Genomic DNA, 25,878 nt, shown 5'->3' on the forward strand with positions numbered 1-25,878 from the left:
GAGGCGCAGCTTATCAGTCGGACGCAACCGTGCGCATCACCGTGTCCCGCGGCAGGTCGAACGCTTCGACCACTTGCACCACCAGGTCCATCTCCTGGTTCAGTGCTTCACGCTCCATGCGCTGGCGGATCACACCTATCACAAGCACCGCCAGGGTGGTGATTGAATACGCCGGGCCGGAAAACGCCCGGACCCCGCTCACCAGCAGCATCGCTGCGGCCAGTGCCTGGCCCACTACCGGGATGGCCGTGGCCGCGCCACGACGCAGGATAAACCCGGTCAACCCGGCGAGCGCCGTGCCGCTCAACGCGGTGGTCGCCGATCGGCCGACATCGAAACGGTTGAACAAGCCCTGCTCCTTTTGCGCGGCGGCCTTGAGTTCGGCGTCGAACACCTGGCGGTCGGCGTTGCTGAGTTTGTCCTTGTACTGCTCGATGAGCTTTTCGGCGACCTGGGTTTCAAGGTCAGCCAATTCGACGGTATCGAGCGGCTCATCGAACTTGATCCCCAACCGCTGCACCACATCCTCAGCAATCTGGCGGTAACTCACGCCATGACCTCGGGCCAGGTTCATAAAGGTATCGCCGCCCATGCGCTGCAACTCAATGGCCAGCTTGAGCGGCTCGCGCACGCAGGCGTCTATGGATGCACTGCGTTTTTGTGCCATCAATTCGGCGAGGAACTTCAACTCCTCGGGCCGCGCCTGCACCAGCGCCGGGAACAGATCCGCATCCTCTTCGGCGAAACGCACGTCGGCGCTACGCTGGTCGGAGCGGATCATGCCGCGCCGCTCGTGCAGCAGGTCGGTGTACTGCACCACTTTTTGCAACTGCGGCCAGTAGGCGGCGTGATCGAAGGTCGCAAGGTGCACGTTGCTGACCTTGGCCTTGAGCGCCGGAGTGACGGGGATCGCGTAACGGCCAATACATCGTTCGGTGTCAGGTTTCAGGGCCAAGGCCCAGTCTTTGCTGGAGTGGCAGTTGATCACGCGCCCCTTGAGCGGTGCGGACACGTCATCCCACGGGCTCGATGTGCATATCGCCCCGCCCATCAGCAACAGGTTGTCCAAAGGCAGCTCGCGGGCGATATCGGGGCGGGCCAGCAGGCTTTTGACCAGGATACGCGCGCCGAGGGAATGGCCGATCAGGTTGATGCGCCGAACTTCCAGGGATTCACCGTGCAGGAAACTGGCGAGCTCCGGCAGCAAGCTCCTGGCGACCTCGTCCACCCGTGCCTCGACGCTTTTATAGTGGTCGAGAAAGTAGGCAATCGCCTTGCCCACGCCCACGGTGGCTGCGCCCAGGCTACCGCCGCCGAGCATCGCGCCGATCACATCCTTGAACGGCGCGAACAGGTTTTCCAGGAAATGCCCCGCCGGCCAGAACAACATCAGGTTGGTCGAGCCTTCGATGCCCGCCAACTGCGCCTTGAAGCTGCCCAGTTGTTGCCGGTTGAAAAACGCCGAATAACCGTGGACATAGAGATTAAGCACATCGCCCTGGGGCTCACCACACATCAGGAACGTGGGCTTGCGGGTGCGGTGCATTTCATCCCACTGGTGCTGCATGGGGCAATGACTCCTGGTGACAAGGGACGGCGATAGTAACAAAGCGCGGGGTTCAACGTCGGACCGCTGGGGGAAAAGGCACCGCATTGGCCTCTTCGTCCTTTCAAAACAGAGAGGCGGCCTTGGACTTGGCCAAATAGCGCGCCGGTGAATCGCCCAGGTTGCGGCGGAATACCGAGGTGAACGCGCTGGAGCTGCTGAACCCCAACTCGAACGCCACATCGGTGATGGACGAGCCATGACTGAGCCGCGCCGTCGCCTCCAACAGGCACACCTGCTGGCGCCAGGACACAAAGGTCATGCCTGTGCATTCACGAAAGTTACGGGTAAAGGTACGCCGGCTCATGCTCGACCAGTCGGCCATCTCACAGATGGAAATCTTCTGCGTCGGCGCCTCTAGAAATCGCTGACAAGAACGGGCCAAGCGTGCTTCGGAGGGCAACGGCGCACTGAGGGGTAACTCGGGCATGGCGCCGATTTCATCGATCAACAGAGTCAGCACGCAGCAGTCGCGCACGCTCGGCGACGCCGATGGCCCGATCGCCAGTGCCGCTTGCAGAAGATGGCGCAACAGCGGCGAGACGCCAAACACCTGGCAGTAGTCCTGCAACCCAGCACGCCGGGCCGCGTCGTCGTCCAAGTAAGTATTGAGCATCACCACATCGCCGCGCATGTGCATCTCGTGGGACACCCCGCCTGGCACCCAGATCGCCCGCTGAGGCGGCACGACCCAATTACCGAGGTCGGTGAACATTTTCAACGCACCAGTGGACGCATAAGCGAACTGCCCGCGCCGGTGGGTATGCCGTGGAAATACCGTGCCGGACGGGTACTCGCGCAGCGTCACCACCGCTTCGGGGCTGTCGGGTTCGTAAGGGGAATAGATGAAGGTCGGCGGCATGGCCCGATTTTGTCAAAGTATGACCTGACATAGCAAGCGGGCCACTACTCTGCCACCTAGAATCGTCGCTCCCCAAGTTGGGTTCATCTCGAAGGGATATTCGGAAAATGAGTGTCAAAAACTACTTGGACGTACGAGTAGACGGCGCCGTTCTGATGGTGGGTCTCAACCGCCCGCAGAAGCGAAACGCCATGTCTCTGGAAGTCATGCACGAACTGCGCGATACCTTCACCAACATGCCCGAAGGCATTGGTGCCGCCGTGCTGTACAGCACCAGCCAACATTTCTGCACGGGGCTGGACCTGTCGGAAATCCGCGACCAATCGGTGATCGATAACGTCCAGGCCTTCCGCGAATGGCACAAGACCTTTGAACTGATCCAGTTCGGCAAGGTGCCCGTCGTCGCTGCCATTACCGGCGCTGCCATCGGTGGTGGCCTGGAAATCGCCACCGCCTGCAGCCTGCGCGTGGTGGATGACAGCGCCTTCTTCTCACTGCCTGAGGCCATGCGCGGCTTGTATGTCGGCGTCGGCGCCTCGGTGCGTTTTCCACGCATCGCCGGCATCGCCCTGATGACCGACATGATGCTCACCGGCCGCACGCTCTACGCCAAGGAAAGCTATGAGCGCGGCGTGGCCCAGTACCTGGTGCCGGTCGGCCAGGCGGTACTCAAGGCCACCGAGCTGGCGCACAAGATCGCCGGCAACCTGCCCATGACCAACTACGCGGTAACCCACGTGCTGCCGCGCATTGTCGATCAAAGCCAGCAGGACGGCCTGATGACGGAAGCCTTGATTGCCGCCGTGGTGTCTTCGGACATCCGCACACAGGACCGCCTGGCGGACTTCCTGGATCGCAAGAAGGACAAGATCCAGACCGCGCCAGCGGTGTAACTCCCGGTCGTGAACGTTGCCGAGCGCACCTCGGCAAACCATGGATGGCCTTCACAATCACTATCAACCTGGTGAAACCATGTTTCAGCACAGCACTCAAGACGATCTTTATCGCAGCAATGATGCGACCGATGAACGATTGATCAAAATCGAACGCAGCTGGCACAAACGCGCACAGATCAAGCTCGATTCCCAACGTCCGGATATCCAGCTTGACCTGCAAGCGCCGGACTTTCTCGAGGCCCTGTTACCTTTTGCCCATGATCCGCACTACCAGCACTACCCCCATGCCCTGAAGCTGCTGATCCTGTCGGCCGGCTGGGTGATCTACAACCAGAAAACCATCGCCATCGAAACCGAAATCATCTGCCCGTCCTGCATCGACCTGCTGCAGTTGGGCTCGCGGCTGAGCTCTGCCAGCGCCGCGACGATTTCCGAAACCCTGGCGGATGAGGCTTATCACACGCTGTTTTCGATCAACATGTGTGAACTGGCGATTACCCAGCGCGGCATGCGCATCAAATGGCCGGAGCTGGAATTGACCCGCCACCTGAGCCAGGCCCAGGCCACCCTGTCCGAGGCGGATTTCAAGATCTACCGCCTGGCCTTCTCGCTGGTCTCGGAGACGTTTATCAGCGACTACCTGGCCGACCTCAGCGACGCGCCAGACATCCAGCCGGTGTTCCGCCACGTGGTGGCCCTGCACAAAAAAGACGAGCTGGTGCACAAGCACATCTTCCCGCTGTTCGTGCAGCAGGTGGTCGGTGACTTCAACGCGCAGCAAACCGCTTTGTTTACTCGCGGCATCGCCAACTCCATCCGGATCTTCCCGATGCGCGAGATTTCGGCGTGGCGAATCATCCTGCCGCAACTGCTCGAAGTGTTCGGCGATCAGTCGCTGCTGCTGCCGACTCAATTTACCGAGACCGGCGAAGCAGACTACTCGGCCATGCCCGAGATCCTCAGCTCCATTGGCATACACCCCGAAGCGGTGCTCCCCGAGCCGCAGATGATGAGCGAACCGGCCATCACCGTTTGAAACCAGCGTGCTGCTGATCACTACAAATTCAATAGAGTAATTGTCATGTGTGGATACATTGGCGTCTTTGCCAAACAACCTCGTGCGTTCAACCCGAACATGTTCGATGCCGCCCTGCGTGCCATCCACCATCGCGGCCCGGACAGTTCCAGCCAATGGTTCGACCCCCAAGGCCAGGCCGCCTTTGGCTATGTGCGCCTGGGACTGGTCGGCCTGGGTAACGGCACCCAGCCTATCGTGGCCGACGAAGGCGACCTGGTGATGATGGTCAACGGCGAGTTCTATGACTATCAACGCATCCGCGCCGAACTGGAGAGCGATGGTTGCCGCTTCAAGACCTCGTCCGACAGCGAAATCGCCATGCACCTGTACCGCCGCCATGGCGTACGCGGCCTCAAGCAACTGCGCGGCGAATTCACCATCCTGATCTTCGATCGCCTGCGCAAAAAGCTGTTTGCCGTGCGTGACCGGGTGGGCGTCAAGCCGCTGTACTACACCGAGCATGAAGGTGCCTGGTACTTCGCGTCCGAAATCAAAGCCTTGCTCGCCGCCGGTGTACCCGCACAGTGGGACCACGAAGCCTACGCCAATCGTGGTTTTATCCTGCGCGACCGTACCGTCTTCAACAACATTCGCAGCGTGAAACCGGGTTGCTGGATCATCGCCGACGAAAGCGGCCTGCAGACCGAGCAGTACTGGGACTGGGATTTCCCGGATGCCCAGGCGACCGAGCAGCGCAGCGAAGCCGAGATGATCGAGTCCCTGCGCAACACCATCGAAGAGTCCGTGCGCCTGCGCCTGCATGCCGATGTACCGGTCGGTGTGTGCCTGAGTGGCGGTCTCGACTCGTCGGCCATGCTGGGCATCGCCACCGAGCTGACCGGCCAGCCCTTGCAGGCGTTTCACTTATCTTTCGAGGGCGAGCAGGCCTACGACGAACGTCAATATGCCGAAGTGGCCGCCCGACATAACCGCGCCCACCTCAACGTGCTGTCGGTGAACTCCTCCGACATGGCGGACAACTTCGAAAATGCCCTGTGGCATGCCGAAATGCCCTTCGCCAACGCTCACAGCGTGGCCAAGTACCTGCTGTGCAAATACGTGCAAAAACAGGGCATGCGCGCCGTACTCACGGGTGAAGGTGCCGACGAAGTCTTCGGCGGCTACCCGCACTATCGTCGCGACATGGTGTTGTACAACCACGAAAACCAGGACCCGACGGCAATCGCCGAACTCACCCGACGCCTGCATGCCAGCGAAGATCGCTACCTGCCCGGCGGCAAAAATGATGTGAAATGGGTGCAGGACGAACTGGGCCACGGCGTGTCCTGGCTGCAAACCCAGTCGGCGTTGTTCGGCCCCCTGACGCAGTTGTACAGCGATGACTTTCGTGAGCGTTTCAGCAATACCGATGCCTATCGCGAGTTCTACGATCGCCTGAGCCCACGGGCGCTCAACGGCTGGGAGCCGGTCAACCGTTCGCTGTATATGGTGGCCAAGTCCAGCCTGCCCAACGTGGTGCTCACCTCCCTGGGCGACCGCATGGAAATGGCCGGCAGCCTGGAAGGTCGACCACCGCTGCTCGATCACCAAGTGATTGAGGCCGCGTGCCGCTTGCCAGTGAACATGAAAGTGCGCGGCGCCACCGAGAAATACGCGTTGCGCGAAGCCATGCGCCCTTACGTGCCCCAGGCTGTGCTGGACCGCAAAAAGCAATACTTCCGCGCCCCGCCGGCCTCCGAGAGCCCGCAATCGAAGCTGTATGAAATGATCAACGACGTGTTGAGCGGCCCGGCCTTGAATAACGTACCGTTCTTCGACCCGCGTAAAGTACGCGCCTTGCTGGCAACCCTGCCAAGCTTGTCCACCGCCCAACGCGCTTCGGCAGACAACCTGCTGATGGAAATCGCCGGGCTGTGCCTGATGCAAAAACGCTTCGCCTTGAACTGACTTCCCGGCGGCACCTCGCGATCGCGGTGTGCCGCCTGACCCAAGGAGGGTCCATGCTGAAAAAACATCTGTCTCTTGCCGTGCTCGTCACCCTGGTATGGGGGGTCAACTTCCCCATCACCAAGCTCGGCCTGCGTGCCATCGACCCGTTTGTACTCACGGGTATCCGCTTTGCCCTCGCCGCGCTGCCGCTGGTGTTCTTTATCAAGCGCCCTGCCGTCAAGTTCAGCTACGTGGCGGCCTATGGCTTTATCTTCGGGCTGGGCATGTGGGGCGTGATCAACTATGGCATCCAGGTGGGCGTGAGCCCCGGTATTGCCTCATTGATCATTCAGCTCAGCGTGTTCTTCACCATGGGCTGGGGCTTTGTGCTGTTCAAGGAGAAAATCCGTGGTGCGCAAATGCTCGGCGCCGTGCTGGCCTTGATCGGCTTGGCAGGAATCATCTCGACCCAGGAAGGCAACCATGCGGTGCTGGGCGTCATGCTGATCGTGCTCAGCGCGGTAGCCTGGAGCGTCGGCAACGTGATCATCAAGAAATCCGGGGTCAAGGAGATCTTCTCGTTCATGGTGTGGGCCAGCCTGATCCCGCCGATCCCGCTGTTCCTTACGGCCTGGTTGATGCACGGCAGCGCCGCGTTCGAAGGTTTGCAGGCCAGCCTCGACCTGACGGCGGTGTTGTCGATCCTGTTCCAGGTGTACCTGGCCACGCACTTTGCCTACTGGGGCTGGAACTCGTTGCTCAAGCTGTACCCGGTGTCCACCGTGGCGCCGCTGTCGTTGCTGATTCCGGTGTTCGGCATCACCAGCTCGATGCTGATCCTCGATGAGCGTATTTCCACGCCGAACCTGATCTCGATTGGGATCATCATCATCGGGCTGGCGGTGGGCCTGTACCGCAGGCCAGTCAACCTCGCGCCCGTGGAACCGCAGGCGATTGTCCATATGGATAGATAGTCATGGCATAAATTCTGGATTTTGTTCGCGTATTGAGTGCTTTAGCCTGGGTCCAGTCCTGTACTGAACCCAAGGAAATACCATGAGCATGCCTGAATTTTTTGTCACCCCCGGCTACGGCGATTACATGCGCGAGCACCTGCATTACTCGCAGGCGGTAAAAGTCGGCAATCGCGTGGAAACCTCAGGCCAGGGCGGCTGGGATGATGAATTCCAGATCCCCGCCGACCTGGCCGACGAGATCGCCCAGGCGTTCCACAACCTGGAACGCACCCTTGCTACTGCCGGCGCCAGTTGGGAGCACGTGATTCACGTCAACTCCTACCACGTCGGCGGTTTCCCACCCGAAGTCAACGAAGCGATGGTCAAACACTACCGCCATTACATGCCCCACCATGCGCCGATCTGGACGCAAGTCGGTGTCGAGGCCCTGGGCCTGCCAACCATGCGCGTGGAAATCCGCGTGACCGCGATTATTCCCTGACCCCGAACCTGCGAATCACCCATTCGACAAACACCTTGAGTCGCGCGCTCTGGTGACGATTGGGTGGATAGAGGATGTGCAGCGGCGTGGCCGGACGCGACCACTGCGGCAGCACATTGACCAGTTGGCCGTTGTCCACGTAGTACTGAACGATGGCTTTGAAATGCTGCCCGACGCCCAAGCCGGCGAGCAGCATTTCCTTGAGGCCATTGCCTTCATTGGTGGAATAGGCGCAATCGCCCACTTCAATGCGCCTGTCGCCCTGCTCGAAAATCAGTGGCTCCGCCTTACCGGATCCGGCAAAAAAATAACCGGCCTTGAGGTGGTTGTGCGCCAAATCCTCCGGGGAAACCGGCATGCCTCGGCGCGCCAGGTAGTCGGGCGCGGCGCAGGTCAGATACTCCAGGTCGGCCACCTTGCGCCCGATCATCGCCATGTCATCGAGCTGACCGGCCCGGATCACACAATCCACACCCTCCCCCACGATATTCACCGCGCGATCACTGATGCCCAAGGCGACCGTGATGTCGGGATATTCGCGATGAAAATCCACCAGCGCCGGAATCAGCAGGCAATTGGCAAACGACGCCGGCGCATCCACCCGCAGATGCCCGCCAGGCTTGAGGACTTGCCCGCGAATGGCACTGTCTACTTCATCCAGCTCTGCCACCAACCGCCGGGCATGCTGGTAATACTCCAACCCCTCGGACGTTGGCGCCAGAGCCCGTGTGGTGCGGTGCATCAGCTTGATGCCGAGGTGCTTCTCAAGGTCGGTGATCAGCTTGCTCACGGTGGAGCGCGGCAGTGCCAACTGGTCGGAGGCACGACTGAATGAGCTGGTTTCAACAACGCGAACAAAGGCACGCATGGCGAGAAGTTGGTTCACAAGGATGACCTTCTGGATAGCTGCAACCGCTTTCAGCAGGCGAAATTGTCGATCTTGACCTGACCATCGGGAAACGTGGCAATAATCTCCAACTCGCCGCCCATCGCGCGGATATAGTCGCGCAACGTGCTGATGTACATGTCGGTGCGCCGCTCCATCTTGGAGACGGCCGCCTGGTTGATGTTCAGTGCTTTGGCCAGGCTCGCCTGGCTTAGTTGCTGAGCTTTGCGCAACTCATGCAGCGGCATTTCCTGCAGATGCTGCTGGAACAACAGCTTGGCTTCGGCGCGGGATTGCGACGTCATGCGCGCTTGCAGTTCAGCGAATTTCTTAGCCATGGTGACGGCCCTCCCAACCAGAATTCAACCTAACCAAATATTCCACCAAAGGAATAATAAATTCAACCTGTCAAAAAGCGCTTTACCTGAGTCTCTACCCACCCCGCTCAAAAACACAATTTTCGAAATGTAAAAAGCGCTCTAATACACCCCTGTTGATTGGCTTTAAAGATCCTGGAGTTCGCAATGCCCCATGAAGGCAACCTGTTACAAGCAGCCGTGGTGTTCCTGCTCGCCGCCGTGCTGACCGTGCCCCTGGCCAAACGCCTGCAACTGGGCGCGGTGCTGGGCTATCTGTTCGCCGGTGTGATCATTGGCCCGTCGGTGTTGGGTTTGGTCGGCAATCCGCAAAGCGTCGCGCAATTTTCCGAACTGGGCGTGGTGTTGCTGCTGTTCATCATCGGTCTGGAACTGTCGCCCAAGCGGTTGTGGGTGATGCGCAAGGCGGTGTTCGGCGTCGGTCTGGCGCAGGTGCTGCTCACGGGCCTAGTGATGGGCGTGGTGGCGTTGTGGCTGTTTGGCCAGTCGTGGAACAGCGCAATCGTGCTCGGTCTGGGCCTGGCGCTGTCGTCCACCGCGTTTGGCCTGCAAAGCCTGGCCGAGCGCAAGGAACTGAACCAGCCCCACGGCCGCCTGGCCTTTGCGATTCTGCTGTTCCAGGACATCGCAGCGATCCCGCTGATCGCCATGGTGCCGCTGCTGGCCGGTAGCGATCACCCGACCACCGAAGCCCAGGGCCTGCAGCATGTGTTGCAAATTCTCGGCAGCATTGCGGTGGTGATCATTGGCGGACGCTACCTGTTGCGGCCGGTGTTCCGCATCGTCGCCAAGACTGGCCTGCGCGAAGTGTCCACCGCCACCGCGCTGTTGGTGGTGATTGGCACGGCCTGGTTGATGGAGTTGGTGGGCGTGTCCATGGCCCTCGGCGCCTTCCTCGCCGGCCTGTTGCTGGCGGACTCGGAATACCGCCACGAACTGGAATCCCAGATCGAACCGTTCAAGGGCCTGCTGCTGGGCCTGTTCTTTATCAGCGTGGGCATGGGCGCCAACCTCAGCCTGCTGCTCAGCTCGCCGCTGGTGGTGATCGGCCTGACGTTGCTGCTGATCGGCCTGAAGCTGCCCTTGCTCTACGCCGTAGGCCGGCTGGTGGGCGACCTCAATCGCGAAAGCGCCCTGCGCCTGGGCGTGGTGCTGGCGGCGGGTGGTGAATTCGCCTTCGTGGTATTCAAGATCGGCCGCGACCAAGGCCTGTTCGAACCGCACCTGTACGACATCCTGGTCCTGACCATTACCCTCTCCATGGCGGTGACGCCGCTGTTGCTGTTGGTGTGCCCGAAGCTGTTCAAGCCCAAGGCCAAGCCGGTGGAAATCCCCGAGGAATACCGCACCATCGAAAGCGACGCACCCCGCGTGGTCATCGCCGGCATGGGCCGTATGGGCCAGATCGTCGCGCGGATCCTGCGTGCGCAGAACATCTCGTTCATCGCCTTGGACACTTCGGTGGAAACCATCGAGCTGACCCGCAGCTTCGGCGGCATGCCGGTGTTCTACGGCGACCCGCAACGCCCCGAGATTCTGCACGCAGCCAAAGTCGACCAGGCGGAGTTCTTCGTGATCGCCATGGACGACCCGGAAATCAACATCAAGACCGCCGAACTGGTGCGCAACCTCTACCCGCACATGAAGATCATCGCCCGCGCCCGTAACCGCCAACACGTGCACCGCCTGGTGGACCTGGACGCGTCACCGATTCGCGAGACCTTCTACTCCAGCCTGGAAATGAGCCGCCGCACGTTGGTCGGCCTGGGTTTGAGCCAGGCCCAGGCCGATGCGCGCATCACCCGCTTCAAGAACCACGACCTGCAAGTGCTGGCCGCACAACACGCGGTGTACGACGACGCCGCCAAAGTGATGCAAACCGCCCAGGAGGCCCGGGCAGAACTGGCGCGGCTGTTTGAGATGGACCGACTTGAGGAAGAGTCCGACAAGGTGTGAGGCTATGGATGAACGATTTTGCGAAAATTCTGACAGAATACGGCGCAATTTCGTTCACCCCTGGAGCGCTTCATGGCCACTTTCACCAAGACTGCCGTCCTGCTGGCCCTCGCATTGACTGCTGGTAGCGCATTCGCCGCGTCCAAGCCGACCACGCAAACCATCTCCACCTTGGGTGGCAAGTTCACCTTCAACCTGCCCAAGGCCTACGCCGCCGACACCCTGCCGGCTGGCAAGGCTGAAGATGGCACCGCCGATACCCAGGGCACGATGTACGCCAACCAGACCACAAAAAGTGTGGTGATCGTCGCCGAAACCGTACGTAACGACGGGGTAACCATCGGCGACAACGACGCGCAATTCCTGGACGGCGCCGTGGCCGGGTTCGTCAAGGACCAGAGCGCCGCACTGCCTGACTTCAAGAAACAGAGCGAGAAGAAACTGACGTTCAAAGGCCTCGGCCTGCGCCAGGTGGACAGCACCGCCACCCAAGGCGGCGGCAAAACGCTGAACTCCACGTTCCTCGGTGGTTCGGGTAATCACCTGCTGGTGATCCAGGCGATTTCGCGGGCGGATGATGCCAAGGGGCATGCGGCGTTGGTGAAGCAGATTACCGGCGGCAAGTAACCCGATCTACCAAGCAACACATAACCAAAGTGGGAGCGGGCTTGCTCGCGAATGCAGTGTGTCAGTCACCAATGTTTCGACTGACCTACCGCATTCGCGAGCAAGCCCGCTCCCACATTTCTTAACGGTGTTTATTTCAGGCTCTTTTCCAACCAGGCTTTCAGGTCCTGCACTTCCGCCTCGCTGATGGTATGCGGCATGCCGGGGTACCCATGAAACTCCGGCTTCAACCCCAGCCCCGTCAACACCTCATTCGCCCGCGTCGCCGACACATAGGGCAGTGCCTGGTCCAAGGTGCCATGGCCGATAAAAATCGCCAATTTGCCCAATGACGCATCCGGCTTCAGTTCAGCCTTGAGCACCGGCAGCACACTGCCGCTCAACGCCGCAATGCCGCGCAGCAGTTCCGGTCGGCGCAGGCCCACCTCGTAGGACATGATTGCGCCCTGACTGAAACCCACCAGGAACACCCGATCCGGCTGGGTGTGATATTTGGCGGTGGCTTTGCCGACAAAATCTTCGATCAGCTTCGCACTGCGTTGCAGGTCGGCGGTTTCGCCGTCGTAATCGCCGTTGCCGGGTGTCTTGGTAAACCAGCGATAGCCGTGGGGGTCCACTGGCATCGGTGCACGAGCCGACACGTAAGTCCACGTGGAAGGCAGCGCATCCTTGATGCCGAACAGATTTTCCTCGTTGCTGCCAAACCCGTGCAGGAAAATCACCAGCGGCTGGTTACGCGCATCACCTTGGGTCTGTTCCAGGTACGACAGCGGCAAGTCAGTGTGTAACCTATCGTCGGCATGGGCAGTGCCGACGACCAACGTCAGCGCCAGGACAAACAGTTTGAGCATGGGGCATCACCTCAGGGCTTGCGTAACAGATAAGTGTCCATGATCCAGCCATTTTCCAGGCGTGCCGCCTTGCGCACCCGTTCGATTTCGTCCGCGACTTCGCTGACGTTGCCGCTGATCAGGATCTCATCCGGTGTGCCCAGGTAGGCGCCCCAATAGATCTCCAAGTCTTGGTCCGCCACGCTGCGGTAGGAGTCTTCGGCGTCGAGCATTACGACCAACGTGTCGGCATCACTCGCCTGCCCCGCCGCCAAACGGCGCCCGGTGGTGATCTCAACAGACTTGCCGATGCGATTCAGTGGCACTTTGTGTTGGGCCGCCAGGGCCTGCACGCTGGTGATGCCAGGGATCACTTCGAACTCGAACTCACTGCGGCCGCTGGCGAGGATCGCCTGCAGGATGCGAATGGTGCTGTCGTACAGCGCAGGATCACCCCAGGCGAGGAAAGCGCCCACTTCACCGTCAGCCATTTCTTCGTTGATCATGCGTTCGAAGGTCTGCTGCTTGTCGCGGTTGAGGTCCTGCACGGCGGTGGTGTAGTCAACCTCGCCACGCACACGCTCGGGGCAATCGGCCTCGACGAAGCGGTAGCCGGGCTCGGTGATGTAGGTCTCGCAGATCTCACGACGCAGGTCGATCAACTTGTCTTTGCTCTGGCCCTTGTCCATCAGGAAAAACACGTCGGTGCGGTTGAGCGCCTTCACGGCCTGCATCGTGATGTAGTCAGGGTTGCCGGCGCCAATGCCGATGATCAGGATGCGTTTCATGGGTTGCTCTCATTGCGGGGCGTGGATTTTGCCATGTTCAGGCGGCTAGGCGTGAGTTTCCAGGCGCAGGCGCCAGACGTTGTTGAAACGCAGCTCAGTGGCGGACAGCGGTTCGACATCGATCCGGTAGAACATCGACAGCGGAAACTGCATGACGTGCCACATCGCGGCACGGATCACAAAGGGATGGGTGATGGCCACGACATGACCGGGCTGGGTTTCAAGGGTTTTCATCCACTCACCTACCCGCAGGCAGATCTGCTCCACCGATTCGCCACCGTGGGGCGCGTACGTGGCGTCGGTGAGCCACGTATTCAACGCGTCACGCTCCAACTGACCGATGTCCTGGCCCTTCCACTGCCCGAAATCAGCATCGCGCAACGCAGCGTCGATCACCGCGTCATCGCCGAACAAGCCTGCCGTCTGCCGCGTCCTGGCCTCGGGCCCACACAATAGTCGCCGGGTTTTCTTGTAGCGCTCAGCCAGCGACAACGCCGAGCCTCGCCAATCCATCGCCACCGCCTCGTCATCGGGAAAACGCCCCTGTTTTTGCAGAGGCGTGACGGCGTGGCAAATGAGTGTCAAACGAGTGGTGTGCATTGCAGCGTGCTTGAGACCAAAAGATAAGGCCCCAAGACTGGCGCAGTTATCGCTGAGGTGCAACGCCTTGTGCCAGATTGAGCACCTGGTAACCCAAGCCTGGATGCGCCGCATCCAACGCTATGTACCGAGTCAAACCACCCGCGCCATATGCTCCCCAATCCGTGCCCGTAACCACCGCTCCGCCGGATCATTGTCGTGCACACCACTCCACACCATCGACAACTGCGCCTCCTCGATCGCAAACGGCGGATCCTCTGCCCGCAAAGAGGTGCCTTCGGTCAACGCACACGCCGCATAATCCGGCACCGTCGCGATAATCTGTGTGCCGGCGAGCAACGCCCGCAACCCACTGAACTGCGGTACCGCCAACACCACCCGCCGCGCCCGGCCGATCCGCGCCAAATCCAGATCGATATTGCCACTCAAGTCCCCCGAGAACGACACCATTGCATGAGGGCGTTCACAGTAATCATCCAGCGTGAGCGGCTCGACACCACCATCCCCACGCAAGACCTTGCACGGAATGTCCCGCAGCTTCTTGCGCTTGGCATTCGCCGGCAACTCAGTGGTGTAACTCACCCCCACCGAAATCTCGCCACTGGCCAGCAATGACGACATCAACAGGTAATTAGCTCGGCGTACGACCACGACGATCCCCGGCGCCTCCTCACGCAATTGACTGAGCAACGGCGGAAACAGACCAAACTCGGCATCGTCCGAGAGGCCAATGCGAAACACCGCACAGCTGCTGGAAGGGTCGAAATCCTTGGCACGACTGACCGCACCGGAAATGATGTCCATGGCCGGTTGCAACTCCTTGAGTATCGCCACGGCACGTGGCGTGGGCTCCATGCCCCGCCCATTGCGCAACAGCAACGGGTCGTCGAACAGGTCGCGCAGACGCCCCAACGCCGCGCTCACCGCCGGTTGGCCCATGAAGAGTTTTTCGGCGACCCGGGTCAGGTTCTTCTCGAACATCAGTGCTTCGAAAATCACCAGCAGGTTCATGTCGACGCGGCGCAGGTCGTTGCGGTTCATGGGAAACATCCAAACGGTTGGCAAGCGCACAGATAAGCATGCAAAACCCGACCGTCATTGCATGCCTGTGCTGTCTTTTCCACCTCGGCACCTGGCGAAATTAACAACGATTAACTCGTCAGCCGGACGGTCCGGCAACAAGATTGGCCCCGTCTACACTGCATCCATCCACCGGGAACGCTCCCATCGACTGCGGATATTTGTCATGGCCCGACTCGAGCAATATGCCCCTCGTTTGTCCGCCACCGGAGGCCTGTGCCCTCGGCGCGAGCGTATCGCCAAGCAACTGATCCTGGCCAATCTCGGCGAAAGCCTGGCCATTGCCGACCTGGCGCAGGCCTGCGCGTTGTCGCGCAGCCATTTTTCCCGGGCCTTCAAGTGCACCACCGGGTTGTCGCCACAGGAGTGGATCCGTCAACAACGTATCCAGCGCGCCAAGGAACTGATCACCGGCTCGTCCCTGAGTCTGACGCAAATCAGCCTGGAATGCGGTTTTTGCGACCAGGCGCACTTTTGCCACATGTTCACCCGCAGCGAAGGCGTCAACCCGATGACCTGGCGAAATCACCACTCGCGCCACAAGCCTCAAGTGATCGCAGCCTAGTGGTCGGTGCGTACCTGGAATATGCTGGGCGCTCCCCTCTTTCCGAGCACGGCCACCCATGAGCGACCCCGGCGACCAGGCCGTGCACTTCGGCCCCTATCGCATCCACCCGCGCCAACGCCTGGTGCTGGAGGCGGGTCGCCCTTTGCGCCTGGGACGGCGCGCGGTGGAGATCCTGCTGATCCTGCTGGAGCAGGCCGGCAATGTGGTGAGCAAGCAGGAATTGATCGCCCGCGTCTGGCCCAAAAGCGTGGTGGAAGACGGCAACCTGCGGGTGCATATGGCCGCGTTGCGCAAGGCTCTGGGCGATGGCCAGGCCGGGCAGCGCTATATCGTGACCGTGGCCCAGCGCGGCTACAGTTTTGTTGCGCCACTGAGCATCGAACCGATGACGCCGCCCACCGAAGGTGCCCCACAACGTCCCTGCCACAACCTGCCGTTGCGGCGTACGCGGATGATCGGCCGCCAGGCCTTGATCGACAGCCTGGTGCAGCAACTGCCGGAACAACGCTTCATCACCCTGACCGGCGCCGGCGGCATCGGCAAGACCACTGTCGCGCTGCGGGTGGCGGAATTGTTGATCGGCCATTACCGCGACGGCATCCGGCTGTTCGACCTGGCGCCGTTGAGCGCGCCATCGATGATCCTGCCCAACCTGGCTGGCCTGCTCGACGTCACTTATGCCGAGCACGAACCCTTGGCGACCTTTGCGCGCAGCCTGCAGGAACGCCAGTTGCTGCTGGTGATCGACAACTGTGAGCACCTGCTCGACGACATCGCCCTGATCAGCGAAACCCTGCTGCGCCATGCGCCCAGGCTGCACATCCTGGCCACCAGTCGCGAGGCATTGCGCGCCGAAGGCGAATCCGTGCAGCGCCTGGAGCCCCTGGCCTGCCCGCCCGTCACCGGCAATCGCGCCCAGGCGCTGGGCTACCCGGCCCTGCAATTGTTGATCGAGCGGGCCATGTCCCATCAGGACAGCTTTGAGCTGAGCGAAGCCGAACTGCCGCTAGCGATTGATATCTGCCAGCGCCTGGACGGCATTCCGTTGGCGATCGAGTTGGTGGCGGCGCAGATCGAGCGCTTTGGCTTGCCAGGGCTATTGGTGCAGATGGAGGATAACTTCCGCCTGCTGACCCGTGGCCGGCGCAACGCCCTGCCCCGCCATCAAACCTTGCGCGCCACGCTGGACTGGAGCTTTGAGCTGCTGACCGGCTGCGAACAGATCTGCCTGCGTCGCCTGGCGGTGTTTCGCGGCGGTTTCAGCCTGGCCAGTGCGGCGGCGGTGATTGCCGGGGAACAGGTAGCACCCGCCGAAGTGCTGGGCTCAATCACTCAATTGGTCGCCAAATCCTTGCTCAATGTCGAGGCCGGTGATGACGAGATGGTGTATCGCCTGCTGGACATCACCCGTACCTACGCCCTGGAAAAGCTCAGCGTCGCCCAAGAGCTTGACGCCACCCGCGAACGCCATGCCGAGCGTTGCCTGGCGCTAATGGAACAGGCACGCGACGATTGGGATTCGGTCGCCACCCAACCCTGGATCGACCGTTACGCGCCGCTGCGTGAAGATATCCGCGCAGCCCTCGACTGGGGGCTCGCGCAGGCAGGCGAACACCTGCTGGCGATCCGCTTGACCGTCAGCGCAATGCCGCTGTGGCAAGAGTTGTCGTTGCTCAGGGAACACCGCTTGTACGTGAACAAGGCGCTGGCGTTGATGGACCAGGCCGCATCGCCCTGCCCCCGTTTGTCGATGCAACTGCAATTGGCGCTGGGCAGCCTGTCCTATCACGCCATGGGCGGGGCCCCGCAGACCATTGCCGCGTTCGTCCGTGCACGGCACCTGGCCGAAGCACGCGAGGATGTCGCGGGGCAACTGCGCGCGGTCTCCGGGCATATGGCGGTGAACCTGTGTGCAGGCCAGTATCGTCAGGCGCTGGTGCAAAGCGTGCAGTTTGATCGCCTCGACCCACGCACCGACCCGCAACTGGATATCAGCGCCCAGCGTCTGCGGGTGCTGGCCCAGCATTACAACGGCAACCAGGCACTCGCCCGGCACAATGCCGAGCAAGTGATCCAACGCATGGCGCACAGCGGCCACCTCAACCGATTTGCCCACGGCATCGGTGTGCAATACGACCAGAGCGTTGCCTCTCTCACGGTGCTGGCGCGAATCCTGTGGTTGCAAGGCTTTCCCGAGCAAGCCTGGCGCACCGCCAACCAAGCGTTGGAACTGGCGCAGCAGATCAATCATGGCACCTCCATCTGCTACACCCTGGCGTTGGCAGGCGTGGTCATCGCCCGTTACAACGGTGACGAAGACACCGCCCAGACCCTGCAGGCACTGCTGTTGGAACATGCCCACAAGCATTCGGTGCAGTTGTTCAAGACGTGGGCAGGTCACTACGCGGGAATCCTTGGGCACAAGGACCTGCAAGGCCTGGGGTTGATTGAGGATATCCTGGTCACGCTGGGTTCCCATGCACTGGACGAGCCTGGGTTCGAACGCGCCCGCGCGGGCGACGCGGGTTGGTGCACCCCGGAGATCCTGCGGATACGCGCCGAAAGCATGACCGATGCCCGTGCGGCCGAAGCACTGTTGCTGGAGGCCCTGGGCCTGGCTCACCAGCAAGGTGCGCTGGCCTGGGAGTTGCGCTGTGCGACGTCGTTGGCACGGCTGTGGCAGGCGCAAGGCCGTGTGCGGCCGGCCCGCGATCTGCTGAGTTCGGTCTACACGCGGTTCACGGAGGGCTTTGCCACCCAGGACCTAGTCCGCGTACGCGGCCTGCTCGACGAGTTGCAGGACAAACGGCCGGCCTGAAAACGGTCCCAGGTAATGCCCATAGCCTTGCTGCAAACGCGCGACCTGCATCGGGTCGCGCAACTGCGCCAACGCATAGCTGCGCACGCAATTGAGCAAGCGGTAGCGGGCATTGCCGGGCCCGGGTTCGAGGGTCAGCAGCGAAGTGCTCACCAGACGCCCCAGCAGGTAGGCCAAGTCGGCATATTCCAGCTCGGTGCCAGCGACCAGTTCGCTCAAGGTGGGCAAGGTGACCGCCATCTTGAACAAGCCCAATTGCAGGAACAGCCAGCGCTCCGGCAGGCTCAGGCGCTGGTAGCTCCAGTCCAGGGCGGCGCTCAGGGATTGATGACGTTCCACCGCCGTACGCCGGCCCCGGCTCAGCACTTGCACGCCTTTGCACAGTTGCTGCTGCAATCCACGCACGCCAAGGGCATCCACTTGAGCGGCCGCCAGCTCCAGGGCCAGGGGAATGCCATCCAGGCGTCGACAGATGTCACGCAGAGGGGCCAAGTCTTGCGGTCGCAGCACAAAGCCTTGCTGAGCAGCACGTACTCGGGCGACGAACACTTGCACCGCGGGGTAAACCATCGCTTCTTCGACACGACTCAACGCCGATGGCGCAGGCACCGCCAGCCGAGGCACGCGTTGTACCCATTCGCCGGGGACTTGCAGGGCTTCACGGCTGCTGATCAGCACACTCACTTGGGGCGCCGCTTCGCGTAGCACGCGCACCAGGTGACGGCAGGCACCGAGCAGCAGGTCGGCACCGTCGAGCACCAGCAACAACTGGCGGCCCGCCAATTGCCGCCCCAGTTCAGCGGCATTGGCGCAGGGTTCAAGGTGCAGCACCGAAGCCAGGTGGCGCAGCATGCTCATCGGCGCTTCCACCGTGGCCAGGTCGACCCACCACACGCCGTCCCGATAACGCGGCAACACTCGCTCAGCCAACGCCAGGGCCAGGCTGCTCTTGCCCACGCCGGCACACCCAGTGAGCGTCATCAGGCGTTGACCGGACAGGCGTCGCACCAGCACACCCAACAGTTCATCACAGCCCATCACCGGGCTAAGGCGTACGGCGAGGTTATGCCGGGGTAACGTGGCTGGCACAACGCCGTGCACAGGGGCGGCGAAACAGTAGCCACGCTGCGGATCGTTGAGAATGAAGCGCTGCCCGTCAAGGGCGCGACGCAGTGCAGCGATGTGCACCCGCAGGTTGTTTTCTTCCACCACGCTGTTCGGCCAGACGCGCTCGATCAAGGTGGCCTTGCTGATGTACTGCCCAGCCGCTTCAAGCAGCACAGTAAGGATATCCAGCGCCCGCCCGCCCAGAGGCACCGGCCAGCCTGCCTTGCTGACCAGACGCTGTTGTCGGTGAAAGACATAGGCGCCGAAGCGCACCGTGCCATCAGCGTCAATCGCCTGAGGGTTGTTCATCTGTGTAAAAGCGCTGAAACACCCGACCTTGGGCGTTCGCGCATCCTTTTCCATGGGCTTGCCGCTATCTTGCCAGTTGGCGATGACAGGACAATGCTGGCACGGGGAGCGATACGGACATTCGGGTGCGTCAGACGGACATTCTGTCGTTAACTGAACTGCTGTCGGTATTGGGTCGGGTTGAGGCCCAGTTTTTCGCTGAACAGAAAGCGCATGTGCCGCACGCTGCCAAAGCCCGCGTGGAACGCCACGGTCTTGAGCGGCAAGTCGGTGGTTTCCAGCAATTGCCGGGCGCGGTCGATGCGCGCGCCCTGCAGGAATGCCATGGGTGTCATCTGCACATCCTTGGCAAACAACCGCGCGAAGTGGCGCGCGCTCATGCCGGCCAGTTCGGCCATGGACTCGATGGTGAACGGCTGATCGAGATGCTCCAGCACATGCTTCTGCACGCGGGTGATCGCCGTTTCCTGAGGCGCCACCGCCGCCGTCATCGGACTGAATTGGGCCTGGCCGCCCTGGCGTTTCATCACCACCAGCAACACCTTGGCCACTTCGACGGCGACCTGCTTGCCGTGGTCCTGGGCCACCACCGACAGCGCCAGGTCGATACCGGCGGTGACGCCACCCGAAGTGATCAGCCGCCCGTCCTGCAAATAGATACGGTCGGTTTCCACAACAGCCTTGGGGAACGCCTTGATCAGCCGCTCGGTGTAGTGCCAGTGGGTGGTCACGCGGTGACCATCCAAAAGCCCTGCATACCCGAGTACAAAGGCGCCGGTGCAGATGGAACCAACGCGCCGTGCCCGTGGCGCTGCGGCCCTGAGCCAGGGTAACAGCGCGGGGTGGCATTCGTTGTAGGCACCAGGGCCGCCGGGCACCAGCAGCAGGTCGTAGGCATCCTGGGCCTGGTCCAGCAGCAAGTCGGTGTGTACCGCGACACCATTGGAGGCGCGCAACGCGCCAGGCTCGGTGCCAAGGGTAAGGATCTGATAGTGATCCGCCGCTGGCAGGTAGCGGTTGGCAATGGAAAACACTTCGAGCGGCCCGGCCATGTCGAGCAGGAGGAAGTCCGGAAACAGCGGCATGGCCACGGTTTTCATAGCGAGAAAAGTCCATCGAGAAGGAATGCGGCCGCCATTATTACACGTTCACAACTGTCAACCTAAAGGAGACAGTTATTCAGATTCCAGCTTATTAATGAATCATTCATTAACCATTAACCTTCTTCTCAACGCCGGAGCACTGCATGCCGCAGCCCGCTCCCACTTGAGGACAAGACCATGCTGACCCTTCGCAAAGCTTCCGAACGCGGCGCCGCCAATCACGGTTGGTTGAAGTCGTTTCACACCTTCTCGTTCGCCAACTACTGGAACCCGAAAGAACAAGGCTTTTCCGACCTGCTGGTGATCAACGATGACCGTGTTGCAGCCGGTAAAGGCTTTGGCCAACACCCGCACCGCGACATGGAGATTTTCTCCTATGTGCTGGAAGGCGCGCTGGAACACAAAGATACCTTGGGCACCGGTTCGGTGATCCGCCCCGGCGATGTGCAACTGATGAGCGCCGGCAGCGGCGTGGCCCACAGCGAGTTCAACCACAGCCAGACCCGTGGCGTGCACTTCCTGCAGATCTGGATCGTGCCGAATGAAGCCGGCGCCGAACCGCGTTATCAGCAGGAGCACTTCAGCGAGGCGCAGAAACGTGGGCGCTTGCAGTTGATCATCTCGCCGGACGGCAACGACGGTTCCCTCAGCGTGCGCCAGGACGCACGGGTGTATGCCGGGCTGTTCAACGGCGACGAAGCCGCCACCCTGGACCTGGCGCCGGATCGTCATGTGTACATCCATGTGGCCCGAGGCAGCGTTGAAGTCAACGGCCAGCGCTTGCAGGAAGGCGACGGCGCCCGCGTGCGGGATGAACGGCAGATCCGCCTGGGCCAAGGCGAGGACGCCGAAGTGCTGGTGTTCGATCTGCGCCCGCAAGAACTGCCGCAGATGCCATGACCAGGCGTGCGATGGCTCGTCGCAACGAGCCATCGCTGGCGTCGATAGTCACCATCAGCCCAATGAAGTTCTCTTAAAAAATGCAACGCGTAACATCAACCCCATACCGGCAACACCCCAACTAAAATACTTGGAGCACACCAACATGAAACGCCAAATCTTGCTTAGCCTCGCTTTCTCGGTACTTGCTGCAAACGCATTTGCTCACCCAGTTGTCGCTGAAGGCGGCTCGGATCGCCTGATCGAAAGCCGTGTTGCAGAAGGTGGCTCAGACCGCCTGCAAGGTAACCGCGTTGCCGAAAACGGTTCGGACCGCCTGCTGGAACGTCGTGTCGCCGAAGGTGGCGCTGATCGTCTGCAAGAACGTGGTCTGGCCGAAGGCGGCGCTGATCGCCTGCAAGAGCGTGGTCTGGCCGAAGGTGGCGCTGATCGCTTGCAAGAACGTGGTCTGGCCGAAGGCGGTGCTGATCGCCTGCAAGAACGTGGTCTGGCCGAAGGTGGCGCTGATCGCCTGCAAGGCAACAACGTTTAACCCCGCGCTGCTGGCGGGAACCCCAAACCGGCCTGATCAGCCGGTTTTTTTTCGCCCTCGATTAATGCAGGCCGCGATCGACCCACAGCACCGCCTTGCCAATCTGTTGCCGCGCTTCGATGCGTGCGTGCACCTGCTGAACGGTTTCCAACGTGTAGTGCCCCTCGATCTCCACCGTCAACGCGCCTTCGAGCATCGCCGCAAACACGGCATTGGCCCGTCGCTGCACCGTAGCGCCATCGGCCATGTGGTCCGCCAACCGGGGGCGCGTCAGAAACAATGAACCGGCTTCGCCCAGTTCAATCGGGTCCAGATCCGTCAGTGAACCCGATACATTGCCGTAATTGACGATCAAGCCACGTGTGCGGCAAGCGCGAAAACTGCCGCGTAACGTACTTTTGCCCAGGGAATCAAAGACCACATCCACGCCCCGCCCATTCGTGACCTGCAATGCCCGGTCGGCGAAGCGACCGTCGTCGTACAGCCAGGCTTGATGGGCGCCACGTTCACGGGCAATCGCACACTTTTCGGCGGTGCTTGCGGTGGCGAACACCGTAGCGCCCAAGTGCCGGGCCATCTGCACCAACAGTTGGCCGATGCTGCCGGAGGCGGCGTGCACCAGGCAGGTGCTGCCAGCGCCCAGGCGCGCCACATCATCTATCAGATAATGCGCGGTGCAGCCCTGGAACATCGCCGCAGCCGCCTGATCGAAGGCGATGGCATTAGGAATCTGCGCGACCTTGGCGGCGGGTACCAGTGCATATTCGGCGTAGGCACCCCAGGCGATGCACCAGGCGACCCGGTCACCCATAGCCAGATGATCGACACCTTCGCCCACTTCCACCACCACGCCCGCGCCCTCCATGCCCAAGGTGCAAGGCAGGCGCACCGGGTAGGTCGTCGACTGGGCGTATTTGCCCTGACGCGTATGAATGTCCATGAAATTGATCCCGGCGCACGCCACTTTGATCAGCACGTGGCCCGCCAACAACTGCGGTTTGGGCACATCCAGCTGTAATTGCGCGACTTGCGGGCCGCCGTAGGTTTGCAAGGTGATGGCTTTCATTGGGAACAACTCCGTTTGCACTGGAAGGCGGCCATGGTAAAACGACGCCATCAGCGTGAAAATTCCCCAAACCGTCCCAGCCTCTGTGCGGAAATAACCCGATGTTCGACTGGCAGGATCTGTACTACTTCACCGTACTGGCACGCACTCAGTCGCTGTCGGCCGCCGCCCGTGAATTGCAGGTGGAGCACGCCACGGTCGGCCGCCGCGTAGATGCCCTGGAAAAATCCCTGGGCGTAAAACTGGTGGACCGTCTGCCGCGCAGCCGCCCTCTCACCGCACAGGGCATCGCCCTGGCTGAACTGGCGACTGGCATGGATGACCTGGCCACACAGGTCATGCGTTTGTCGCGGGTGGCGTCCATCGAAATGGCCGGCACCGTGCGGGTCAGTTGCCCACCGTCCATTGCCAACCACTGCATCGCGCCGCATGTGGCACGCTTGCGCGCCGACTACCCACAATTGAACCTGGTGTTGATGCCCTCCACGCAATTGGCCGCACTGGACAAAGGCGAGGCGGATATTGCCCTGCGTACCGTGCGTCCCGATGAAGAGGCATTGGTGCGCAGGAAGGTCGGTGTGGTGCGATTCGGGCTGTATGGGCCGCCAGATTTCCTGCAAAAGCCCGCCGAACGATGGACATTTATCGCCTACGACAGCAGCCGCGACCACCTGCCTCAGCAGGTCTGGATGCATCAGTTGCGCGGCCACCGCGAAATCGCCTTTGCCGCCAGCGACCTGATCACCCAACAGATGGCGGCACGCGCCCAGGTAGGCGCCGTGGTATTGCCGACCCTGGTGGGCGATCACGACCCGCTGCTGGCCCGTCTACCCACCGCAACCGACGGCCCGTTACGGGACATCTGGCTCACGGTATACCCGGATATGCGCCGGTCGCCCTTGGTAAAAGTGGTGATGGAGTTTCTGGTGGCCTGCATCGAGGGCGAAGTGCAGCTACGCCGCTGAATCATGCAGGGAACTAAAACTGAGAGCACCCTGACCCTGGAGGATTTTGTAAGGAAACTAGGGCTAGATGAGACGTCGCCGCCAACACCACAATGGCTCAGCGACTGAGCGCATAGCTGTGATTAGATGAGATAAACGTACAACTGCGGCAGGAAGAGAGGCTTGAGTGCGGAAGCACTAACGTGCGCCTGCCAGTTTTTTCAAGTTAGCTTCAGCGTCCTCTCTGGCTAGGTACAAGAAACCCTTACCCTCTTGAACCTTAAACAAGACTTTCATGGCAACCAACTTCTCTAGGTCCTTACGTGCAGTATTTTCTGTCACATCATAATCATGCGTCAGCTCCTTAGGAGTAAAAGCTCGCCCTGGATTACCTAAAACCTTTTTCAAAAAGTGCCCCTGCCGATAGTTCAATTTGTCTCTTATATTCAGATCCTCCAACCACTTCATCAACTCAACAGCCTCCTCCCTCCTGCATTCAAAATAATCCATAAACTCATTGATGGCACGCTCAATTATTTTCAACTGATAAATCACAAAATACGTCAAATCGAAAGAATCTGTCTCTGTATAGATATATGAGCGTCCGTATTGCACAGGCGCCTCCTTTAACAGAGTACTTATAGAAATATACTCAAAAGGCCAGTAATCACTTTTTAGCATAAACCAATAAAACAAGCAGCGCGCCGTACGCCCATTACCGTCTCGAAAAGGATGCTCATAACCGATCATAAAGTGCAATATAATAGCTTTCACCACTGGGTGGATGAAAGCTCGGCCATCAAGACCGTCATGCCTATCGTTAGCAAAAAGACATAAGGCATTCAGCCTAGCGGGCATCAAGGCAGCCTTGGGCGGCTGGTGAACTACCTCATCACCTGCCCCACCGACAAAAATATCATCAGTGTCTCTGACATGTCCCGGCTGGACATCCTCTTCATTTACGCCTGTCGTCGCAATGCTATGAAACTCACAAATAAGTTCGATTGAGAGATTTTCATCCTTATTGTATTTAGCACTCTTCATGAGGCGATAGTTATTGAGGATCATCCTCTCATCATCATTTTGGGGCGCGCGCTCCTTGGCCAACATGTCTTTTGCAACCTTCCGCGTCGTAGCAGCTCCTTCCAACTGAGCACTGGAAATCGCCTCTTCCATCATCAAAGAGTCGACCAGGTATTTATTATCATCACGGTGCTTATTAGATGATACCGCCTCACCACCCAGCCTGGAAGCCACCAATTCAATCCCATGAATAACCGCACTACAATAATCGGTCACATAAAACAAAAATGGGTTGCCGCACTCGCTCCGAAGTTCGAGTGTTTTACTTCCATAAGACCGAGACATTTTGATGGCCGCCCAAGCAGCCTCTTTATTGACTCCGGGTGCAGGATGCCTTCTAAATTCGTCCCAGTGCAGGTACCTACCCTTGTCGTCAACCGCTTTATAGGTTTTTGCAAGCTCAAAAATCTCTAAACCATGTTGTTTTAGCAACACGCCAAAATCTTTGGGTTTTTGGATCTTAGCCATCTCTGAAACTCAATTTTTGAAAATTGAGTTGATCGTTACGCGCTCG

The 25,878-nt window shown here is 60.4% G+C and carries 24 protein-coding genes; 12 read left to right on the top strand and 12 right to left on the bottom strand.

Translation table 11 applies throughout. From position 1 onward, the window contains the following. Positions 1-13: 13 nt before the first annotated feature. Together HX793_RS19080 and HX793_RS19085 are read right to left on the bottom strand one after the other, a co-directional pair. Complete coding sequence (locus HX793_RS19080; RefSeq protein ID WP_177097451.1) at positions 14-1,567, bottom strand: DUF726 domain-containing protein; 1,554 nt, start codon at positions 1,565-1,567, stop codon at positions 14-16. Between the two features lie 103 nt (positions 1,568-1,670). Next, a complete protein-coding gene (locus HX793_RS19085) occupies positions 1,671-2,468 on the bottom strand; it encodes an AraC family transcriptional regulator (protein ID WP_016977255.1) in 798 nt (265 codons plus the stop codon). Positions 2,469-2,575: 107 nt separating this feature from the next. On the opposite strand from HX793_RS19085, the gene HX793_RS19090 reads away from it, so the two are divergent. The 5 genes from HX793_RS19090 (at position 2,576) to HX793_RS19110 (ending at position 7,790) form a co-directional block, all read left to right on the top strand. Then, entirely contained in the window at positions 2,576-3,361 is a 786-nt protein-coding gene (locus HX793_RS19090; protein WP_016977256.1) for a crotonase/enoyl-CoA hydratase family protein, read from the top strand. 79 nt (positions 3,362-3,440) lie between these two features. Continuing rightward, on the top strand, positions 3,441-4,400 hold the full coding sequence (locus HX793_RS19095; RefSeq protein WP_016977257.1) for a diiron oxygenase: 960 nt from the start codon (positions 3,441-3,443) through the stop codon (positions 4,398-4,400). A gap of 45 nt (positions 4,401-4,445) precedes the next feature. Beyond that, positions 4,446-6,350 carry an asparagine synthase (glutamine-hydrolyzing) gene (gene asnB, locus HX793_RS19100; RefSeq protein WP_177062264.1) on the top strand — a complete coding sequence of 635 codons (1,905 nt, stop codon included), beginning with the start codon at positions 4,446-4,448 and terminating at the stop codon, positions 6,348-6,350. 53 nt (positions 6,351-6,403) lie between these two features. Further along, positions 6,404-7,306, top strand: coding sequence for an EamA family transporter (locus tag HX793_RS19105; RefSeq protein ID WP_177062265.1), 903 nt, complete (start codon positions 6,404-6,406; stop codon positions 7,304-7,306). Positions 7,307-7,388: 82 nt separating this feature from the next. Continuing rightward, positions 7,389-7,790 (top strand): RidA family protein, encoded by a 402-nt coding sequence (locus tag HX793_RS19110; protein ID WP_177052213.1) that lies wholly within the window; start codon positions 7,389-7,391, stop codon positions 7,788-7,790. Here HX793_RS19110 and HX793_RS19115 read toward each other — a convergent pair. Continuing rightward, positions 7,780-8,676 carry a LysR family transcriptional regulator gene (locus HX793_RS19115; protein WP_308936659.1) on the bottom strand — a complete coding sequence of 299 codons (897 nt, stop codon included), beginning with the start codon at positions 8,674-8,676 and terminating at the stop codon, positions 7,780-7,782. The genes HX793_RS19110 and HX793_RS19115 overlap by 11 nt on opposite strands. Positions 8,677-8,708: 32 nt before the next feature. Further along, positions 8,709-9,014 (bottom strand): XRE family transcriptional regulator, encoded by a 306-nt coding sequence (locus HX793_RS19120; protein WP_016977261.1) that lies wholly within the window; start codon positions 9,012-9,014, stop codon positions 8,709-8,711. A 186-nt stretch (positions 9,015-9,200) separates the two neighbouring features. On the opposite strand from HX793_RS19120, the gene HX793_RS19125 reads away from it, so the two are divergent. Both HX793_RS19125 and HX793_RS19130 read left to right on the top strand, forming a co-directional pair. Further along, the gene (locus HX793_RS19125; protein ID WP_095015716.1) at positions 9,201-11,009 is read left to right on the top strand and encodes a monovalent cation:proton antiporter-2 (CPA2) family protein; all 1,809 of its coding nucleotides are present in this window, start codon (positions 9,201-9,203) and stop codon (positions 11,007-11,009) included. A 72-nt stretch (positions 11,010-11,081) separates the two neighbouring features. Further along, the gene (locus tag HX793_RS19130) at positions 11,082-11,636 is read left to right on the top strand and encodes a DcrB/PsbP domain-containing protein (protein WP_033901600.1); all 555 of its coding nucleotides are present in this window, start codon (positions 11,082-11,084) and stop codon (positions 11,634-11,636) included. A 131-nt stretch (positions 11,637-11,767) separates the two neighbouring features. On the opposite strand, the gene HX793_RS19135 is transcribed toward HX793_RS19130, so the two are convergent. The 4 genes from HX793_RS19135 to HX793_RS19150 all read right to left on the bottom strand — a co-directional run bounded on the left by HX793_RS19135 (position 11,768) and on the right by HX793_RS19150 (position 14,895). Beyond that, positions 11,768-12,487: an alpha/beta hydrolase gene (locus tag HX793_RS19135; RefSeq protein WP_177097453.1), complete on the bottom strand. Its 720-nt coding sequence runs from the start codon at positions 12,485-12,487 to the stop codon at positions 11,768-11,770. Positions 12,488-12,498: 11 nt separating this feature from the next. After that, complete coding sequence (gene cobF, locus HX793_RS19140; RefSeq protein ID WP_177052211.1) at positions 12,499-13,254, bottom strand: precorrin-6A synthase (deacetylating); 756 nt, start codon at positions 13,252-13,254, stop codon at positions 12,499-12,501. 45 nt (positions 13,255-13,299) lie between these two features. Continuing rightward, on the bottom strand, positions 13,300-13,854 hold the full coding sequence (locus HX793_RS19145; RefSeq protein ID WP_177052209.1) for a histidine phosphatase family protein: 555 nt from the start codon (positions 13,852-13,854) through the stop codon (positions 13,300-13,302). A 132-nt stretch (positions 13,855-13,986) separates the two neighbouring features. Beyond that, entirely contained in the window at positions 13,987-14,895 is a 909-nt protein-coding gene (locus HX793_RS19150; protein WP_177052207.1) for a LysR family transcriptional regulator, read from the bottom strand. A 205-nt stretch (positions 14,896-15,100) separates the two neighbouring features. On the opposite strand from HX793_RS19150, the gene HX793_RS19155 reads away from it, so the two are divergent. Further along, a complete protein-coding gene (locus HX793_RS19155; RefSeq protein ID WP_016977268.1) occupies positions 15,101-15,499 on the top strand; it encodes a helix-turn-helix domain-containing protein in 399 nt (132 codons plus the stop codon). Positions 15,500-15,557: 58 nt separating this feature from the next. Further along, positions 15,558-18,320: an ATP-binding protein gene (locus HX793_RS19160; RefSeq protein WP_177052205.1), complete on the top strand. Its 2,763-nt coding sequence runs from the start codon at positions 15,558-15,560 to the stop codon at positions 18,318-18,320. On the opposite strand, the gene HX793_RS19165 is transcribed toward HX793_RS19160, so the two are convergent. Together HX793_RS19165 and HX793_RS19170 are read right to left on the bottom strand one after the other, a co-directional pair. Further along, entirely contained in the window at positions 18,267-19,790 is a 1,524-nt protein-coding gene (locus HX793_RS19165) for an ATP-binding protein (protein WP_177097455.1), read from the bottom strand. The genes HX793_RS19160 and HX793_RS19165 overlap by 54 nt on opposite strands. A 95-nt stretch (positions 19,791-19,885) precedes the next feature. Continuing rightward, positions 19,886-20,836, bottom strand: a complete 951-nt coding sequence (locus tag HX793_RS19170; RefSeq protein WP_177052202.1) for a GlxA family transcriptional regulator — start codon at positions 20,834-20,836, stop codon at positions 19,886-19,888. Between the two features lie 180 nt (positions 20,837-21,016). Here HX793_RS19170 and HX793_RS19175 point away from each other — a divergent pair, with 180 nt between their 5' ends. Together HX793_RS19175 and HX793_RS19180 are read left to right on the top strand one after the other, a co-directional pair. Further along, positions 21,017-21,739 carry a pirin family protein gene (locus tag HX793_RS19175; protein WP_095015706.1) on the top strand — a complete coding sequence of 241 codons (723 nt, stop codon included), beginning with the start codon at positions 21,017-21,019 and terminating at the stop codon, positions 21,737-21,739. Between the two features lie 145 nt (positions 21,740-21,884). Next, positions 21,885-22,271 carry a hypothetical protein gene (locus tag HX793_RS19180; protein ID WP_028616658.1) on the top strand — a complete coding sequence of 129 codons (387 nt, stop codon included), beginning with the start codon at positions 21,885-21,887 and terminating at the stop codon, positions 22,269-22,271. 61 nt (positions 22,272-22,332) lie between these two features. On the opposite strand, the gene HX793_RS19185 is transcribed toward HX793_RS19180, so the two are convergent. Next, complete coding sequence (locus tag HX793_RS19185; protein ID WP_177052200.1) at positions 22,333-23,337, bottom strand: quinone oxidoreductase family protein; 1,005 nt, start codon at positions 23,335-23,337, stop codon at positions 22,333-22,335. A 101-nt stretch (positions 23,338-23,438) separates the two neighbouring features. On the opposite strand from HX793_RS19185, the gene HX793_RS19190 reads away from it, so the two are divergent. Further along, positions 23,439-24,302: a LysR family transcriptional regulator gene (locus HX793_RS19190; protein WP_177097457.1), complete on the top strand. Its 864-nt coding sequence runs from the start codon at positions 23,439-23,441 to the stop codon at positions 24,300-24,302. 177 nt (positions 24,303-24,479) lie between these two features. Here HX793_RS19190 and HX793_RS19195 read toward each other — a convergent pair whose 3' ends face one another. Beyond that, the gene (locus HX793_RS19195; protein WP_177052196.1) at positions 24,480-25,832 is read right to left on the bottom strand and encodes a Fic family protein; all 1,353 of its coding nucleotides are present in this window, start codon (positions 25,830-25,832) and stop codon (positions 24,480-24,482) included. Between the last annotated feature and the right edge of the window lie 46 nt (positions 25,833-25,878).

Origin of the sequence: Pseudomonas reactans (assembly GCF_013387025.1) — a bacterium.
GTDB classification, from domain to species: Bacteria; Pseudomonadota; Gammaproteobacteria; order Pseudomonadales; family Pseudomonadaceae; genus Aquipseudomonas; species Aquipseudomonas reactans.